The organism is Flavobacteriales bacterium (assembly GCA_016779995.1).
In the GTDB taxonomy this organism is placed as follows: domain Bacteria; phylum Bacteroidota; class Bacteroidia; order Flavobacteriales; family UBA7312; genus UBA8444.
In genome coordinates this window covers 27,599-46,535 of record JADHMO010000006.1, presented here as the reverse complement: position 1 = coordinate 46,535, position 18,937 = coordinate 27,599, and the positions used below count along the sequence as shown (strand labels likewise).

Below are 18,937 nucleotides of genomic sequence, written 5' to 3'. Positions count from 1 at the left end.
TGTTGTATTTTAGTATTTTAAGGCAAGATATAAATTAGTCGTCTAATTTTAAAACGGCCATAAAAGCAGATTGAGGCACTTCAACGCTACCAATCTGTCTCATTTTCTTCTTTCCTTTCTTTTGTTTCTCTAATAGTTTTCGCTTTCTGGTAATGTCACCCCCATAGCAACGGGCAGTTACATCTTTACGAACGGCTTTAACGGTTTCTCTAGAAATAATTTTTGAGCCGATGGCCGATTGTATGGCTATATCGAATTGTTGACGAGGTATTAACTCTTTCAACTTCAAGCATATTTTCTTACCTAAATTATAGGCATTATCGCGGTGAATCAGTGCCGAAAGGGCGTCCACTTGGTCGCCATTGAGTAGTATATCCAACTTGGCTAGGTTGGACTGACGGTACTCTAGGGGGAAATAATCGAAAGAGGCATACCCTCTAGAAATACTTTTTAGTTTATCGTAAAAGTCAAAGACAATTTCTCCGAGTGGCATTTCAAAAGTCAGCTCCACCCTGTCGGTTGTTAGATAAACTTGATTGGTCAGTACCCCACGTTTTTCTATACACAAAGACATCACAGCACCTACATAATCGGATTTGGTAATGATTTGAGCACGGATAAAAGGTTCTTCTACATAGTCCATAGTAGAAGGGTCTGGCAAATCCGAAGGGTTATGTATGGATAGCTTTTCTCCCTTAGTGGTGTAGGCAAAATAAGATACGTTAGGAACAGTTGTTATGACGGTCATATCAAATTCACGCTCCAAGCGTTCTTGTATAATTTCCATGTGCAACATACCCAAGAAACCACAACGAAAGCCAAAGCCCAAAGCCGCCGAAGATTCTGGTTCAAAGGTCAAAGAAGCATCATTAAGTTGTAGCTTTTCCATAGAATTTCTCAATTCTTCGTAGTCTTCGGTATCGACTGGATAAATACCAGCAAATACCATAGGCTTCACATCTTCAAAACCCTTAACCGCCTCTTGTGAAGGCTTTTCTTTGAGGGTAATCGTATCCCCAACTTTCACCTCACGGGCATCTTTAATTCCTGAAATCAGATAGCCCACCTCTCCAGCAGACAAGGTATTCATAGGCTTTTGCTTTAACTTCAAAGCACCTATCTCATCAGCATAGTAGGTTTTGCCAGTAGCTATAAATTGCACCTCATCGCCTTTCTTCATTGTCCCGTTTATAATTTTGAAATAGGCCTCAATGCCTCGAAAAGAGTTATAAACGGAATCAAAAATCATAGCTTGTAAAGGAGCGTCAGGGTCTCCTTTAGGCGCAGGAATACGATCTATAATAGCTTCTAAAATAGCCTCTATACCAGCCCCTGTTTTTGCAGACGCTGGAATAATTTCTTCGTCCTTGCAGCCTATTAAGTCAATGATTTGGTCTTTAACCACTTCGGGGTCAGCAGACGGTAAATCTATCTTGTTGAGAACAGGAATAATTTCTAAATCGTTTTCTAGGGCAAGGTATAAGTTAGAGATGGTTTGAGCTTGTATCCCTTGGGCGGCATCGACAATAAGCAAAGCTCCTTCGCAGGCCGCTATGGAACGTGATACTTCGTAAGAAAAATCCACATGCCCTGGTGTGTCTATGAGGTTCAAAATATAGTCTTGGCCATTGAGCTTATATTCCATTTGTATGGCGTGACTTTTTATCGTAATCCCTCGTTCTCTTTCCAAATCCATATCGTCTAACAATTGGTTTTGGGCCTCCCTCTCCGTCACTGTGCCAGTAACGCCTAGCAGTCTGTCTGCTAGAGTACTTTTACCGTGGTCAATATGAGCAATGATGCAAAAATTTCTGATATTTTTCATTACAGCGAAAGTAAGGAAAATTCATAGTGTATGAGATGTCACTAGCTAAGAATTTTTACCTTTGAATAATGAAACATTATTTTGCTACGCTGACGCTACTATTCTGTACACTTTTTGTTTACAGCCAACATTCTAAACTTAACAGCCAAATAGAATTGGGGGGCTTGCGAGGCATACAACTCAGTAAATCTTTTCCTATACTCAAATCGGGGGGCATGGCACAGTTGAATGTCAACAAAACCTTAGGCGATTACGTCAGTTTGGGGCTAGGGGTGGCCTACATACAATTGGAAGATGAAACATTTACACCTCTATTTATTCATTGTAGAGCTAGTAGAAATAAAAATGACAATGGGCTATTTTATAATACGGCTGTGGGCTATTCACAAGCCACTAATCAAACTTTTGAAGATGCTATAAATAGTCGCTATGTTGGTAAAATGTATTTTTCCCCCGGCATGGGCTACCAATACCGTATCAGCCAAAAATTAGGACTTACTGCTAGTTTCAATTACATACTACAAAAGGTGGATTTAGAGCACTACAATAGCGATAATCAATTGTATCATACCGAATCCCTGACCATTGATTTAATGGCCTTTAAAGTGGGCTTAATCCTGTACTAAATGCGGCTTATCATCTTAATTATAGGAATAGTATGTTGTAGCATCAATACAAATGCACAACTGCACATCAACGAGATGATGTCACTCAATAATACGGCTTGGGCAACAGAACAAAACAACTACCCCGATTGGATAGAATTATACAACAGCAGTAGCGATAGCATACTACTTTCTGACTACTTCCTTTCTGACGATAGGCAAGAAATGGAGCAATGGCAATTGCCTAACCGTTATATTCAAGGAGGTGGATTTTTTAGCGTTTATGCCAGCGGTTTGGATATGGAGATGGATTGTAATTTTAAAATAAGCAGTCAGGGCGAAGCTCTTTTTCTCAGCCATAAGAATTTGGGATTGTTGGATTCCTTGCCTGCTGTGCCACTGGATGCAGACCAATCTTTTGGTCGTTTTCCAGACGGAAGCGATGTTTTGGCAAAACTCCAAAGCCCCACTCCCAACAGCCCCAACGATAGCATAGACTTATTGTATAGTAGTTTATCCTTTTCACACACTAGCGGTTGGCATGAAAATAGCATTGACCTATCTATAGTGCCGAGCCATAGCGGAGCTCAAATATACTACACTCTTAATGGTGCCGAGCCCACCACCAATGACCTTTTATATACTACTGCTTTGGCATTAAAAGACGCCTCCGACCAAGACAATATAATTTCAGAAATACCCACATCAGACCAATGGCAAAGACCACAAGGAAAGGTCTTTAAAGGACACCTCATTAAGTCGGCAGCCTTTGAAAATGGGCAACGTATCAGCCCAGTTTATACCCATAGTTTTTTCATAAACCCTCAAGTAGAAAAGCGATACACCTTCCCTGTCGTTTCTCTATCTACAGACCCCAACAACCTTTTTGACCCAGAGCAAGGAATCTATGTCAAAGGGCAAAACACCAACTATTACCAAAGAGGTAGGGCTTGGGAGCGAATCGCACAATTCGAGTATTTCGACTTAGAGGGCAAACGACAAGTCAATCAGACTGTTGGCATACGTACCAACGGCAATATAAGTCGAACTTTTCCTCAAAAATCTTTACTGCTATATGCTAGAGGTTCTTATGGCAAATCACGAATAAAATACCCCTTTTTCGAGGGCAAAGAAATGGACTCTTTCAAAAGGATAATCCTAAGGTCTGCTAGCTCCAACGATTGGAAAAATACTATGTTCAAAAATGAAGTCGCTCAGCGCATCCTTATTGACATGAATTTGGAACACCCCAGCACACAAGAAGTTATTGTTTTTATCAATGGAGAATACTGGGGCATACACCACCTCAACGAACGAACAGACGAATATTTCATCAGCGATTATTTTGACGTGGACAATATCCATTTATTGACTCATAATGCTCAGGTAGAAGAAGGCGACAACCAAGACTTTCTCAATATCAAAAACTATATGAATGAGAATGATATGAGTCTCGATGAGCATTACGATTACATTAGCTCACATATCGATATTGACAATATCATAGACTACTATTGCGCCCAATTGTTTTTGGCCAATACCGACTGGCCACACAATAATGTGAAGTATTGGAAAGCTCAAGAGGACGGCAAATGGCGGTGGCTATTTTTTGACTGTGACGAGTGCATGAGCTACGAATATTACAACCTCATGGCAGATTTAATCAACGAACAAAATACGTCTCAAGATTTTGAGGAATGGTCAGTCTATATTATCCGCCAACTGTTGAGGAACCATAGCTTTAGGGAGCAATTTAGAAGACGTTTTGACATTCTACTAAGCAGCACTTTTTCTACCCCCAACCTTATACAACACATTAAAGAGATGGAGAATCTATACAAAGCTGAAGTGCTAGAACATCAGCTACGATGGAATGTGCCAGACAACAGCAACGCTTGGTTAGAAGCTGTAGAAAGTTTGTATGCTTTTGCTAGTATTCGACCGCATGTTATGCGCCAACTACTGACAGATTATTTGGGTAAGCCCTTTAGTCTGTACCCTAACCCTAGCAACAACTACTTTCAGCTAGAAATGCATACCGATATGCCAGTGGAAAACATAACTATTCTCAACGCTATGGGCCAAAGCGTTTATTCTCACGATGACTCGTGGAATAAATCCATTGATGTTAGTCATTTAACTGCTGGTGTGTATGTAGTGCAAGTGCGTTTCAAAGAAAGACTGTATAAAGAACGCTTGATGGTTCATTAGATGTTGTCTTCGACTCCGCTCAGACAACGTACTATCCTTGTTGTCTGAGCGGAGTCGAAGACAACGTTTTTTTCACTATATTTGCATAAGCAACTCTTAAAAAGCCTGAATTACAACTTACTTGCATGAAAAAACTGTTATTGTTATCTATATTTATATCCTTTAGTACCTTATCCTACTCTCAAGAGTTTATCCAACTCATGAACGATACGACTGCTACCTTTAAAGAAATAGAAACGGCTATTGATAACTATCTCGCTAAACGTCTGACCTACGAAAAAGGTAATGGTCAAAAGCCCTTAGGACGATGGAAAAATTATTGGAGAGGACGACTCAAGCCAGACGGAACGCTTGATAGACACCGACTTTACAGAGCTTATTTGCAAAACCAAAAAAATTTGCAACTGCAAAGACGTTCTACGCCTAATAATAATGGAACCCCTTCTCAAAACCCCATTCAAACACCATATAATAGCCCTACAAACAATGGTAGCCCTACACTGGTAGAAAGTAACCAACAGCCTAACGTTTCAAATACCCCTTCTAACACTAGTAATGGCCCGTGGAAACCAGTAGGACCAGATATAGTTCCTCGAAGATTAAATAATTTAAGAGGGATAGGACGTCTTAATTGTGTAAGTTTTCATCCTAACAACTCCAATACGATTATGGTTGGTTCACCAGCTGGAGGAATTTGGACTTCTACTGATGGTGGTCAAAATTGGTTCACCAATACGGACTTTATGCCTTCACTAGGGGTTTCCGATATTGTTTATCACCCGACCAACCCCAATACCATTTATTGGGCGACAGGCGATGCTGATGCCTTTGTTACTGCATGCAATGGTCTTTTTCGTTCTACTGACGGAGGCAATACTTGGACTCAAATGGATGGCTTTCCAGATGTTACTTCCATTACAAAACTGCTGATACAACCCAACAATACTAATGTAATGTTAGCCGCTACTTCTCAGGGAATATATAGGTCAAGCAATGGTGGTACTACTTGGACTCAAGCACAATCAGGTTCTTTTGCTGATATCGTTTATAAGCCTAACAACTACAATACGGTGTATGCTACTCACCGACAAAGTGGGCAATTTTGGCGTTCCACCGATGCTGGAATCAGTTGGCAAAACATCACGGCTGGTCTACCTTCAAATGGTGCTAGAAGAGGAAAAATTGCTGTTAGTGCTGCTAATAGTAATTATGTATATGTTGTTTTTTGTGATACCGAAGGATCACTTTATGGCGTCTATCGTTCCACCGATTCAGGTCAAAACTTTAGCGAACGTCTGCGTTGTAACTCTCCATCTACATCTACACCAAATTTACTTGGCTGGAACGACGACGGCACGGACTATGGAGGGCAAGGTTGGTACGATTTAGCCATTGCCGTTAACCCTAGTAACGCAAATGACCTCTGGGTGGGAGGCGTAAATATTTGGCAATCTACCGATGGAGGTAGCAACTGGAATGCTCGTGGAATATGGAGCGCTATAGGACAAAACAGCTACATACATGCCGATATACATGCTTTGGAATTTAACCCACACAACAACACTTTATACGTCTGTTCAGATGGTGGTATTGGCAAACGAGATGGCAATAGTTGGCAAGATATGTCCGAGGATTTAGAAATCACTCAATTTTACAGTATCAATGTAGAAAAAGTAATTGATGAACATATTATTGCTGGAGCTCAAGACAACGGTACTCTAAGGCACAGCTCGGATTATAGCAGTTCCGATAATTGGGCTGCCATTTACAGTGGCGATGGTATGCAATGCATCATTGACCCTACTAACTCCAACAGACTCTATGCTGAAATACAAAACGGTATGATGGTACGAAGCGATGATGCTGGAATAAGTTGGAACAACATATCGCCCGAAACCAATGGGGCATGGGAAACCCCCTACGAAATGTCTCCGAATAACTCTCAACGCTTAGTAGCGGGTTTTAGTCAGTTGTATCTCACCAACAACAGAGGAGAAGATTGGACGCCACTATCAGCAACATCAGGCTTAGTCAATGGTTCTGATATTGATGAAATAGAACTCACCACCAACGATAATATTTTTTACTTTTCACACCACAACAATATTTACAGAACCAACAATAGCGGTGCAAGTTGGACCAATATTTCTAATGGCTTAAACAATTGGAGTGTCATTTCTGACATACACAGCAATCCAAGCGACCCTAATCATATATGGATTACTTTCAGTGGAGGAAGTGCAAACAATAGAGTTTATACTTCAACCGATGGGGGAGATAATTGGACTAATTTTTCAGGTCTATTAATGGCAGGTTTTACAACCGTAGAATCAGGTGTATACTGTATAACCCTAGATACTGTAAATGACCCAAGTAATTTTATTTACCCTTTTTTATACATAGGCACTGATTTAGGCGTATTTCGAAAATCTATAACAGCTAATGCTAATGAGATGTGGCAACAACACAACCTCAATTCTTTACCCACTACTCCAGTCTATGATTTGGAAATCAATTTCAATAATGGTTATTTATACGCTGGTACTCACGGTCGAGGAGTTTGGAAATTGGATATTTCGGGCAATACACTAGCACCTATTGCCAATTTTTCTTCCAACGATGCCACTTGTGTGGGTCAAAGTTTACAGTTTAACGATGAGTCGCTATTTAGCCCTACCTCTTGGGCATGGAATTTTGGAGATGGCAATAACTCCACCCAACAAAATCCAACTCACACTTACAACACAGCGGGTAGTTATACTGTAACTCTTACCGTTACCAATGCTAACGGTAACAACAGCGAAAGCAAACAAATTACAGTACACCCAGCAGCCTTAACGATTAATGAAAGCGTAACAGCATGTGGTAGTTATACCAATACCGAAACAGACCCAACAGTCACTTATACTAGCTCAGGCAACTACACCTATAGTAGTTTGTCAGGCTGTCTAACCACCAATCTCAACTTAACCATAGTAGACCCTGACGAACCTATCTATAATCTTGTAACCACTTGCGCTCCCTATCCCTGGAGCATTAGCGGAGAGACCTATTCCGAATCGGGGTATTATGAACATATAGTACCTCCTTCAGGTTCACAAGTTTGTCCACAACAATATTGGTTGCACCTCAACATAGAAGAACATGTGGAAGAAAACGTATCGGCTTGTAACCACTATTTTGTGGGGGGCATAGCTCGTACCACTAGTGGAACCTATTATGAAATAGAACCCGTAACCAATTGCACCACCAAAACAGTACACCTAACCATTACTAACCCGCAGGGAACTTCAGAAACAGTTAATAGTTGTGAACCCTACCAATGGAATGGAGAAACCTATGACCAAAGTGGTACTTACAGTGTGAGTTATTATTTAGATGGCTGTTTGGTAAGCGATATACTTAATCTTACCATTCACGAACCTACCAACAACTCCGAATACGTAACAACATGTCAGAGTTATACTTGGAACGGCAACACTTACACTAATAGTGGTATTTATAGTTATCAAACTACCAACAGTTATGGCTGTGAACATACCGAAACCCTCAACCTCACCATAGAACCCGCCAATAATACCACAACAAATATGGCTGCTTGTCTTAGTTACACTTGGCCTATTAATAACCAAACCTATTACCAATCAGGCACTTACAACCATACTACCGGTTCTACCAATTGCCAAAGTCAACACCAATTAAACCTTACTATAAACCCAGCCGGAGGAACTCAAACCATCTATCATACGGCCAATGGTTCTTACAATTGGCATGGAGTTACGTACTATTGTAGCGGTTCTTATACTTCTTCATATACTGACCAATCGGGGTGTGAATATACAACCATTCTAAATTTGACCATCAACAACCCTGCATTGCCCATACAAAATGTAACAGAATGTGACGAATACAATTGGTCAGCAAACGGACAAACCTACAATGTCGGCGGTATAAAAACAGCAACTGTAAATGTTCAAGGGTGTAATGCAACTGCTATATTGGGACTAACTCTCAATTACAGTTCTAGCCAAATTTTCGATGTCAGTGCAGGAGAATCTTACACTTGGCACGGACAAACCTACTATTGCAGTGGCACTTACTATTATAACACTACTAACAGCAATGGATGCCCTCATACAGAAACGCTAAATTTAGAGCTAGACAATGGATGGTAAAATAAGAGACAACAGCATGAAAAAAATTATAATTATACTTTTACTGATAGGAGAGCTATTCTCAGCAGTAGCACAAGTACCCTTGAATAATACTATACTAAGAAGTAAAAACCTCAACTCTTTAGAGATGCAAAGTATAGGCAACCCCTTAGACGGCTCTATTCTATACAATACACAAGACACTTCTATCTTTTTGAGGAGCAATAGCAACAAATGGATGCGGCTTAGACAAGAGCTAAAAGTATGCAACCAATACCTCAATATATCAGACGGCAATGGAGTAGAACTATCAAGTGTACTCGCCCGTAGAAAAGGGGAAACCCTTTCCTGGACCGGCAATAAATGGAAAAGTGATTCGCTACTCAGTATTTTTGGATATACCGAAAGTTTTCGATTTTTAACAGAATGTTTTACCCCTTTGTTTACAGACAATTATGTTTTTATTCCTGGAATAGAAGAAGATGGTACTAATAAGTTGGCTTATTTTGATATACAAGACCCCGATGAATTAAAACCAATGGGATACATCAAAAATAATGATGATGCTTGTCTTAGAAACGTTAGAGATGTGGCTTGGCACAATAACATTTTGTATTTAGGCGGAGATAAATTAACGGCCATAGATTTAGACGATTTTTACGATTGGCCTGAAACTGTTTTAGATTCAGGTTGGCAACAATTTGAACAACAATGGATATACTGGGATGCTATGCCTGAAACAGGTGGTTGTAACCCCTTATTTACAATAGACTTGCCAACAGCTCCTTATGAAAACGAAAACAACATCGTAAAAATGACCATTAAGGATAACCGTTGGCTCATTTGTTTTAGGTATGGTGGTGGATTATATAGTTTATTTATGACCATTTATGATCTAAATAACCCTTTAAACCCACAATTGGTTATGGATTATCAATTTGAACCTAACTCTAGTTCATATATGGACTTTTTCGATATAGAAATCCAGGGCGACAGGATATTTTTCTCATCCCACGGCACTGAAATCAGATATTTTGACTTGCCTAACTGGATGATTACTAGCACCCAACCTCAAAACATTAATTTGAATTCTATACAATGTGCTCCCTATCTAAATTGGGGAGAAAAAAAGATGATGTTACATAATAATGCTAACATAATGATGGTAAGCTGGACTCAATTAACATCGGGAGGGTCAGAAACCGATTTCGCCATTTACAACATTAGCAATCCTACTAATCCTATTTTAATTGCCACATTGCCTCACAATGCTATGACCTTTGACATCGATGAAGCTGCAAATAGATTGTACATTCCTGATAAAGCTTCTGGTTTATTATATGTTTATGATATTACAGTGCCAGGCAATCCTGTTCAGGTAGATATTATTTCTAATGAATTTTTAAGCCAACCAGGCTTGGCTATGTGGGGAGGTATAAAAGTTAGGGACGGTCGTTGTTATTTTCATGACAATTTTTTCATGAACAGTATTCCTTTAGAAAAGGAAGGTTCGGTAGGTATAGGAGAAACTAATCCCGAAGAAATTCTTGAAGTAAATGGTCAAGCTAATAAATTGAATGGAGGCAATTGGACTGGATATTCAGATAAACGTATCAAAAAGAATATTAACCCCTTAACCTATGGGCTGAAGGAAATATCACAAATAAATACCGTAGAGTATCAATATAATAGTCTATCGGGCTTCCAAGATACCACCAAGACCTATGTTGGAGTATTGGCTCAAGACATACAAAAAATACTGCCTCATACCGTAAGCCAAAAACGTAATAGCCTTAATGGTCTAAAAGACGTCAAACAATTAGACAGCTCCTCAATAATGTGGATACTGCTTAATGCTATTAAAGAACTTAAACAACAAATAGAAGATGAAAAAAAATACCACCATTAAAAATAGCCCCATGAAAACATACATAGCCCTTTTTATATTTGCCTTTTATTTTGGACAAGTAGTAGCACAAGCTCCACATGCTCAAAGTTTATTGCGCCTATCCAATGTTAGTACGGCAGAAATGAATGCCATCAGTAACCCCCTATTAGGTTCTGTAGTGTATAATACCACTCAAAATTCGGTCTATCAAAAAAGTCCCAATAGTTGGATTAAACTAAGGCAAACCTTATCCATTGATGGCGATCAACTGAGTATCAGCGATGGTAATACTGTAACAATACCAGTCATCAATATCGAAAACGGTACACAGGTATCCAATTCTCTCTATTATAATGGTAATAGTTGGACCGAAAACGATTTACTCACTATTCATTTGCCTGGCTTTTCCGAATATTCAGGCCCTAGTGGTCGTGTAGGTATCAATACCAACACTCCCGACCAGACACTTTCTGTGAATGGCAATGCTTCCAAAACTGGAGGGGGAGCTTGGCTAACGTATTCGGACCAAAGACTAAAAAAGAACATCAAAGATTACCGTAAAGGCATAGACGAATTGATGCGCATTAACCCCATCTTATACAACTATACCAGTAAATCAGGATACAGCGATACAACCAGCACTTTTGCAGGAATTATTGCCCAAGAAATAGAAAAGATACTGCCCAATACCGTTAGTCGTTTTGACGATAGTAAGGGTCCTAGTGGTCTGAAAGACAAACGCCAATTTGACTCCTCAGAAATCATTTGGCTAATGGTTAACGCTATACAAGACCTACAAAAAGAATTGCACGACATACGTGCGGCTAGGCAAAGGAAATAGTTATCTGATTGTTGTCTTCGACTAGGTAAATGTTGTCTTCGGCTTCGCTCAGACAACGTACTATCCTTGTTGTCTGAGCGAAGCCGAAGACAACAATACGAAAACAATTACCTCAAATACTTCTTATCTACATAAAAAGTACCAAAAGGAATAATAGAAGCTAAACAAACGATTAGCATATCTAGTCTGTTCCACTGATAGTCTTCTTTAAGAAGCAATGCTAAAACAAGATATAGCATAAACAATACCCCATGAGGCATCCCCAATAGCTTGACGAAAGCATCATCGCCACCCCAATGCTTTAAGGGGGTTGCAATAAATAATAAAAGAATATAAGATAGCCCCTCTAATAGGGTAATGAGTCTAAAAAATGTTTTCATGCATTCATTTTTGTAATGTACTTGCCAATAATATCAAACTCTAAATTGACCGTACTACCAACTTCTAAATACTGAAAATTGGTATGCTCGTAAGTGTAAGGTATGATGGCCACCGAAAAGCTGTTTTTTTGAGAATTGACCACCGTCAAACTTACCCCATTGACACATATAGACCCTTTCTCTACGGTGATATTTTGAGAAGGCATATATTCAAAAGTATAGGTATGCCAACCCTGTTCTTGCCCAATATGTGTGCATTGAGCAGTTTGGTCCACATGACCTTGAACAATATGACCATCTAGTCTATCGCCTAACTTCATACATCGCTCAATATTGACTTTATGCCCTACTTCCAACTGTCCCAAATTGCTTTTGTCTAAAGTTTCTTTAATAGCCGTTACGGTGTAAATATCATCATGTATGGCTACAACCGTTAGACATACGCCATTGTGTGCCACGCTTTGGTCTATCTTCAATTCTGAAGTTATGGGTGTACGCATAGAAATATGCAAATTATCTTGCTCTCTCTCCAAGGATACCACTTCACCGATATGTTCTATGATACCTGTAAACATTAGTAATTAATGATTTGTTCTTCAATGCCTTCAGGAATTTCCCTAAAGGTATAATCTTGTCTTCTTAGCTGAGGCTCAAAACCCGCTTTACGAATCGATTCTTGTATGCTTTTGTAAGTAAAACGATGGGGTGCTCCTGCTGCCGAAACTACATTTTCTTCAATCATAATAGAACCAAAATCATTAGCTCCACCGTGCAAACACAACTGAGCCGTTTCCTTACCAACCGTTAGCCAAGAGGCTTGTATGTTTTTAATATTGGGCAACATAATTCTACTAATGGCAATCATACGCAAATATTCATCAGCAGATACGTTATTTTTAATCCCTCGAATACGATTGAGCAAAGTGCCATCGTCCATAAAAGGCCAAGGAATAAAGGCTAAAAATCCCTCGGCATCGGCTGGTTTTTCCGACTGCACCTGACGAATCCATACCAAATGTTCAAAGCGTTCTTCTAAAGTTTCAATGTGACCGAACATCATAGTGGCTGAAGTGGTAATGTGCAATTGATGACAAGCACGCATAACATCTAGCCACTCCTGACCAGTACATTTTCCACGAGATATAAGTCGTCTGACTCTATCGTTTAGTATTTCTGCCCCAGCACCAGGTAAACTGTCCATACCAGCTTCTTTCAATGCCGTCAAAACTTCGGTGTGACTTTTGCCCTCTAGCTTACAAATGTGAGCTACTTCTGGCGGCCCTAAAGCATGTAAGCGAATTTCAGGATAAAGGTCTTTGAGCTCACTGAACAGATTGGTGTAAAAATCTAAGCCTAAATCGGGGTGATGTCCGCCTTGCAAAAGCAATTGGTCTCCGCCATAACGAATAGTTTCTTCTATTTTGGGCTTGTACTCTTCTATAGATGTAACATAGACTTCCTCATGACCCGGTGGTCTAAAAAAGTTGCAAAACTTACAATTGGCAATACAAGCATTGGTAGTGTTGACATTTCTGTCAATCTGCCAAGTGACCAAACCATCAGGCTTTTGTATTTTTCTCAGCTCATTGGCAACATACATTAAATCGGCAGTAGGGGCATGTTCAAAAAGATATTGACCTTCTTCTGCCGATAAAAATTCAAAAGCTAAAGCTCGTTGTAATAAAGCGTCTATATTCATCTAAATTGTCTAATTTTGAAGGTACAAAAATACGACATTATAATTATGGACTTACACCTATCCCTATCAAAAGATTTTTCTAAACAACAATCCTTAATATTGCTATGCAAATCTTTAGACCACTTAGCTGAGTTTGACTTAAGCACGGAGGAAAAGAAATACCTTGAAAAAGCCCTCAAGAACGAGCAAAAAAGTATGCTTATCAACCGATATAGCCATTGTATCTTTGTGGTGATTACCTCCGATGATTTGGAAAAAATACGTTTGTCTGCCAACAGTTTGCACCCTCTAATTATTAAAGAAAAAATAGAAGACATCACCGTCGTTGATTGCTGCAAGAATTCAAGCGAAAGTTTGGCATTTGTCGAAGGTTTAGCCTTAACCAATTATCAGTTTCTAAAATATTTTAAGGATAAAAAAACCCATAGCCTAAAGTCCATAGGGCTACACTTCGATGGCTCTAAACAAGACATTCAGCACTTACAATCGGTGGTGCAAGGGACTTATGTGGCTAGAGACTTAGTCAATGAGCCCTTTTCATACCTAACCGCACCCCAATACAGTAAGGATATCGAAGCACTAGCAAAGGAATCGGGCTTTAGCGTAGAAGTCTTTCATAAAAGTAAAATAGAAGCTCTGAAAATGGGAGGACTTCTAGCCGTCAATAAAGGAAGTATTGACCCCCCTACATTTAACATTATGGAGTGGAAACCCAAAGGGGCGACTAACAACAAACCCATCGTATTGGTTGGTAAAGGCATCGTTTATGATACTGGTGGTTTGAGTCTCAAGCCTACGCCCAACTCTATGGATATCATGAAGTGCGATATGGGAGGTTCGGCTGCCGTGGTCGGTACGATGTACGCCATAGCCAAAGCAAAATTAAACGTACACGTAGTCGGTTTAGTTCCTGCTACTGACAACAGACCGTCTGGCAATGCTTATGCCCCCGGCGATGTCATTACTATGCACGACGGCTCTACAGTAGAAGTGCTCAACACCGATGCTGAAGGACGATTGATACTTGCCGATGCTCTCAGCTATGCTAAAAAATATAAGCCCGAAATTGTGATTGACCTAGCCACCCTAACAGGTGCCGCCGCTCGAGCCATCGGCAAACAAGGTATTGTAGCTATGGGCAACGACCAAAAGACCCTGTCTGAGCTGAAAGAAAGTGGACACAGAGTGCACGAAAGGTTGGCAGAATTTCCCTTTTGGGAAGAATATAAAGAGGATTTAAAATCGACCATTGCCGACCTCAAAAACCTAGGTGGTGCCGAAGCTGGAGCCATCACTGCTGGTAAGTTTTTAGAGCATTTTACCGACTACCCATATACCCACTTAGACATTGCTGGGCCAGCATTTACCCAAAGCCCTTTTAACTACAGAGGGCAAGGTGGTACAGGTGTAGGCGTACGCTTATTGTTCGATTTCCTAAAAACTAAAGTCTAATGAGTAAAGCCATCAAATTAGGCATATCCATAGGTGACACCAATGGCATAGGATTAGAAGTCATCTTAAAAAGTTTTCATGATAAACGCATGCTAGACTTTTGTACGCCCATACTTTTTGGCGATTACCATTTAGCTGTGAACACCAAAAAACAATTAGGATTAGAAGAAATAAACCTCCATAAAATACAGTCCCTCAAGGAAAGTAAGCACAAAAAAGTAAATGTAATAAACTGCTGGAAAGAAACGCTTAGCCCCAACTATGGTAGTAAGGAAAATGGCGGTAAATATGCCTTGAAATCTCTTGAAAAAGCCTGTCAAGCCCTACAAAATGGAAGTATTGATGTTCTAGTAACAGCCCCCATCAATAAAGAAAACATACAGTCCGATAGCTTTAAGTTTTCTGGTCATACCGAATTTTTAGAACAACAATTTGAAGGTCAGGCTTTGATGTTAATGCTTAATAAAGAACTGCGCATAGGCGTAGTGACAGGTCATCTGCCACTACAACAAGTATCCAAACACATTACCCAAGAATTGATACTGCAAAAGCTAGAGTCCTTTAACCAAAGTTTAATACAAGATTTTGGTATTCGTAAGCCAAAAATTGCTGTTTTGGGACTGAACCCCCACGCAGGAGATAATGGTTTGCTTGGGCAAGAAGAAAAAAAGACCATAATACCAGCATTGCAAAAAGCCGAAGACAAAGGGCTATTGGCCTTTGGACCATACCCTGCTGATGGCTTTTTTGGCTCAAATCAATTAATGGCCTTTGACGGAGTATTAGCCATGTACCACGACCAAGGCTTAGTGCCTTTCAAAACCTTGTCTTTTGGAAATGGCGTGAACTTTACCTCTGGATTGTCAGTAGTTAGAACTTCGCCTGATCACGGTACTGCCTTCGATATCGCTGGTAAAAACATAGCTTCTGAAAGCTCTTTCATACAGGCCATTTATACCGCATGTGACATCTACAAAAAACGCCAAGAATGGCAAGAGCTAAACAGCAATATTTTACCGTCGCAAGCCAAAAAAGAAAAGGCTAGAGAACGTTAGTGCGTATTCATTTCTATTGCAAAGGATAGATTTAAGGAATTTTATTACATTTGCAGGCTACTTTGAAAAAGTTCTGAATGTATGGTTAAGTCTAAAGATTTTGAAATTCAATTTTCGGCATTAAAATTAGGCAGCCACCAATTCAACTTTGACATTGAAGATTCGTTCTTTACACTGTTTGATTATTCTGAGATAGAAAAGGCTAATATTAGCACAACTATTACTCTAGTAAAAAAAGCAACATTACTACAATTAGATTTTGCCATTACTGGACATATCACTTTAGCTTGTGACCGATGTACCGAAGACTATCAACAAGAAATAAATCAACACTTTGAATTGATTGTTAAGTTTTCTGACATTGTGGAAAGCGTAGAAAGTGATGAAATCCTCATTCTTTCGAGCAACGAACATACCCTATCTTTAGCACGGTATATCTATGAATTTGCTCATTTATCGCTACCCTCTAAACGTACACACCAATCATTGGACGAGTGCAACCCCGAAATGTTGGAACATATCGAACAGATGGGATTGACAGAAGATATTGACGAAACAATTGACCCACGATGGGAAAATTTAAAACAACTAAAGACTAAATAAATTTAGATTATGGCACATCCTAAACGTAAAATCTCTAAAACAAGGAGAGATAAAAGACGTACTCACGACAAAGCTACAACGCCACAGTTAAGCGTATGTCAAACGACTGGAGAGACTCATCAAACACACAGAACTCACTGGGTAGATGGTGTACTTTACTACAAAGGTAAAGTAGTAATGGAAAAATAATTTATCTCACAAGATTTAACAATCTCGTGTGTATTACATGTAGATTTAAAAACTTTTTGAAAGCTTTTTAAGTCTACTTTTATTTTATGACTAAAGTTCGAATAGGTATAGATGTAATGGGTGGGGATTTTGCCCCGTCAGCGACAATTGAGGGGAGCGTATTAGCCTTAAACCACCTTGCCGACGGTATCGAAATAGTTCTAATTGGCGACCAAGACCAGATAACTAGCGAACTTAAAAAACACCAAGTCGATGCATCTGCATTTAGTATCGTTCACGCCCCCGATATCATAGAAATGGGCGAACACCCCACCAAAGCATTCGTTCAAAAACCCAACTCTAGTATTGCCGTAGGCTTCGGTCTGCTCAAAAAAGGCCAAATAGATGGCTTTGCTAGTGCTGGAAATACAGGTGCTATGTTTGTCGGCGGATACATGTCTGTCAAGCCAATTCCAGGTATTTTACGCCCTTGTATATCTTCTGTCTTACCCAAATTAGATGGCGGCGTAAACGTCATACTTGATGTAGGGGCAAATGCCGATTGCAAAGCCGACGTATTGTACCAATTTGGTATCCTCGGCTCTCTATTTGCTGAGCACGTTTGCGGTGTAAAAACACCACGTGTCGGACTGTTAAACATTGGCGAAGAAGAAACCAAAGGCAATATGCTAACTATCGCCGCTCACGAAATGATGAAAGACAGCACAGACTTTAACTTCTGTGGTAATATCGAAAGCCGACACCTCTTCGATGACGAATGTGACGTCATAGTATGTGACGGTTTTAGCGGAAATGTTATACTCAAACAAGCAGAATCGGTATATTCTCTCATCAAACAACGCCAAATAGAAGACGACTATTTCGATAGGTTCAATTACGAAAACTATGGCGGAACACCCATTTTAGGGCTTAATAAAACCGTTGTAATAGGTCACGGAATCTCTAATGCTGTTGCTATAAAAAACATGATAGTGCTAACAGCAGATGTGGTAGAGGCCGATCTCACAACAAAAATTTTAAACAACTTCAATAATGACTAAGCTTAGAGCTGCCATAACTGGCGTTCACGGATACGTACCCGAATACGTATTAACCAATCAAGAATTAGAAACAATGGTAGATACCAATGACGAGTGGATAACCACCCGAACAGGTATCAAAGAAAGACGAATATTAAAAGGCGAAGGCTTAGCCTCCTCAGACCTAGGTGTAGGTGCTATTGAAGGATTACTCCAAAAAAGAGGCGTTGCAGCCGAAGAAATAGACTGCATCATCTGTGCTACTGCAACTCCTGATATGATATTTCCATCAACAGCTTGTATTATAGCCGATAAGATAGGTGCTAAAAACGCCTTTGCATACGACCTCATGGCGGCCTGTTCAGGCTTTTTATTTTCGGTAGCAACAGCAGCCAAATACATAGAAACAGGAGCTTACAAAAAAATTATTGTAGTCGGCGCAGACAAGATGTCTTCCATAGTGGACTACACCGACCGACAAACGTGTATCATCTTTGGCGATGGCGCTGGTGCTGTTTTACTAGAGCCCAATGAAGAGGGTTTAGGCGTACAAGATTCTATCATGAAAAGTAATGGCGAAGGACGCCACTACCTACGCATGACGGGTGGCGGCTCGTACCACCCTGCCTCCGAAGAAACCATAAAAAATAAAGAGCACTTCATACACCAAGAAGGTCAAACGGTATTTAAATTTGCCGTAAAAGGTATGGCCGATGTTTCTGGTGAAATTATGGAAAGAAATAACCTCAAAGGTGAGGATATCGCTTGGCTAGTGCCTCATCAAGCTAACAAAAGAATCATAGATGCTACAGCCAATAGAATGGGCGTTGGCACAGACAAAGTCATGCTAAATATTCAGCGTTATGGCAACACCACCAACGGAACAATACCGTTATGCTTATGGGAGTGGGAAAATCAACTGAATAAAGGAGATAATCTTATCTTAGCAGCCTTTGGCGGAGGCTTTACCTGGGGCTCTATTTATTTAAAATGGGCATACGATAGCAAATAATCAT

15 protein-coding genes are annotated in these 18,937 nt (G+C 39.9%); 11 read left to right on the top strand and 4 right to left on the bottom strand.

What is annotated here, in order from left to right:
* Nucleotides 1–34: 34 nt before the first annotated feature.
* Nucleotides 35–1,825: an elongation factor 4 gene (gene lepA, locus ISP71_05395; protein MBL6663523.1), complete on the bottom strand. Its 1,791-nt coding sequence runs from the start codon at nucleotides 1,823–1,825 to the stop codon at nucleotides 35–37.
* A 68-nt stretch (nucleotides 1,826–1,893) separates the two neighbouring features.
* On the opposite strand from lepA, the gene ISP71_05390 reads away from it, so the two are divergent.
* The 5 genes from ISP71_05390 (at nucleotide 1,894) to ISP71_05370 (ending at nucleotide 11,524) form a co-directional block, all read left to right on the top strand.
* Nucleotides 1,894–2,451, top strand: coding sequence for a hypothetical protein (locus tag ISP71_05390; GenBank protein ID MBL6663522.1), 558 nt, complete (start codon nucleotides 1,894–1,896; stop codon nucleotides 2,449–2,451).
* Nucleotides 2,452–4,641 (top strand): CotH kinase family protein, encoded by a 2,190-nt coding sequence (locus ISP71_05385; protein ID MBL6663521.1) that lies wholly within the window; start codon nucleotides 2,452–2,454, stop codon nucleotides 4,639–4,641. It abuts the gene before it with no gap.
* A 125-nt stretch (nucleotides 4,642–4,766) separates the two neighbouring features.
* Nucleotides 4,767–8,816 carry a PKD domain-containing protein gene (locus ISP71_05380; GenBank protein MBL6663520.1) on the top strand — a complete coding sequence of 1,350 codons (4,050 nt, stop codon included), beginning with the start codon at nucleotides 4,767–4,769 and terminating at the stop codon, nucleotides 8,814–8,816.
* A 16-nt stretch (nucleotides 8,817–8,832) separates the two neighbouring features.
* Nucleotides 8,833–10,704, top strand: coding sequence for a tail fiber domain-containing protein (locus ISP71_05375; protein MBL6663519.1), 1,872 nt, complete (start codon nucleotides 8,833–8,835; stop codon nucleotides 10,702–10,704).
* Nucleotides 10,682–11,524, top strand: coding sequence for a tail fiber domain-containing protein (locus ISP71_05370; GenBank protein MBL6663518.1), 843 nt, complete (start codon nucleotides 10,682–10,684; stop codon nucleotides 11,522–11,524). The genes ISP71_05375 and ISP71_05370 overlap by 23 nt, the downstream gene beginning before the upstream one ends.
* Before the next feature lie 107 nt (nucleotides 11,525–11,631).
* Here ISP71_05370 and ISP71_05365 read toward each other — a convergent pair whose 3' ends face one another.
* The 3 genes from ISP71_05365 to ISP71_05355 are packed head-to-tail and all read right to left on the bottom strand — an operon-like array spanning nucleotide 11,632 to nucleotide 13,603.
* The gene (locus ISP71_05365; protein MBL6663517.1) at nucleotides 11,632–11,904 is read right to left on the bottom strand and encodes a DUF3817 domain-containing protein; all 273 of its coding nucleotides are present in this window, start codon (nucleotides 11,902–11,904) and stop codon (nucleotides 11,632–11,634) included.
* Nucleotides 11,901–12,479: a riboflavin synthase gene (locus ISP71_05360; GenBank protein ID MBL6663516.1), complete on the bottom strand. Its 579-nt coding sequence runs from the start codon at nucleotides 12,477–12,479 to the stop codon at nucleotides 11,901–11,903. Before ISP71_05360 ends, ISP71_05365 begins: the two co-directional genes overlap by 4 nt.
* Nucleotides 12,479–13,603 (bottom strand): CofH family radical SAM protein, encoded by a 1,125-nt coding sequence (locus tag ISP71_05355; GenBank protein MBL6663515.1) that lies wholly within the window; start codon nucleotides 13,601–13,603, stop codon nucleotides 12,479–12,481. Before ISP71_05355 ends, ISP71_05360 begins: the two co-directional genes overlap by 1 nt.
* A 45-nt stretch (nucleotides 13,604–13,648) precedes the next feature.
* Here ISP71_05355 and ISP71_05350 point away from each other — a divergent pair, with 45 nt between their 5' ends.
* From ISP71_05350 to ISP71_05325, 6 genes are all read left to right on the top strand, one after another.
* The gene (locus tag ISP71_05350) at nucleotides 13,649–15,055 is read left to right on the top strand and encodes a leucyl aminopeptidase (protein MBL6663514.1); all 1,407 of its coding nucleotides are present in this window, start codon (nucleotides 13,649–13,651) and stop codon (nucleotides 15,053–15,055) included.
* The gene (gene pdxA / locus ISP71_05345; protein ID MBL6663513.1) at nucleotides 15,055–16,110 is read left to right on the top strand and encodes a 4-hydroxythreonine-4-phosphate dehydrogenase PdxA; all 1,056 of its coding nucleotides are present in this window, start codon (nucleotides 15,055–15,057) and stop codon (nucleotides 16,108–16,110) included. The genes ISP71_05350 and pdxA overlap by 1 nt, the downstream gene beginning before the upstream one ends.
* Before the next feature lie 81 nt (nucleotides 16,111–16,191).
* Complete coding sequence (locus tag ISP71_05340) at nucleotides 16,192–16,713, top strand: DUF177 domain-containing protein (GenBank protein ID MBL6663512.1); 522 nt, start codon at nucleotides 16,192–16,194, stop codon at nucleotides 16,711–16,713.
* 9 nt (nucleotides 16,714–16,722) lie between these two features.
* Nucleotides 16,723–16,902 carry a 50S ribosomal protein L32 gene (gene rpmF, locus ISP71_05335; protein MBL6663511.1) on the top strand — a complete coding sequence of 60 codons (180 nt, stop codon included), beginning with the start codon at nucleotides 16,723–16,725 and terminating at the stop codon, nucleotides 16,900–16,902.
* Between the two features lie 86 nt (nucleotides 16,903–16,988).
* Nucleotides 16,989–17,942: a phosphate acyltransferase PlsX gene (gene plsX, locus ISP71_05330; protein MBL6663510.1), complete on the top strand. Its 954-nt coding sequence runs from the start codon at nucleotides 16,989–16,991 to the stop codon at nucleotides 17,940–17,942.
* The gene (locus ISP71_05325) at nucleotides 17,935–18,933 is read left to right on the top strand and encodes a ketoacyl-ACP synthase III (protein ID MBL6663509.1); all 999 of its coding nucleotides are present in this window, start codon (nucleotides 17,935–17,937) and stop codon (nucleotides 18,931–18,933) included. Before plsX ends, ISP71_05325 begins: the two co-directional genes overlap by 8 nt.
* Nucleotides 18,934–18,937 lie beyond the last annotated feature (4 nt).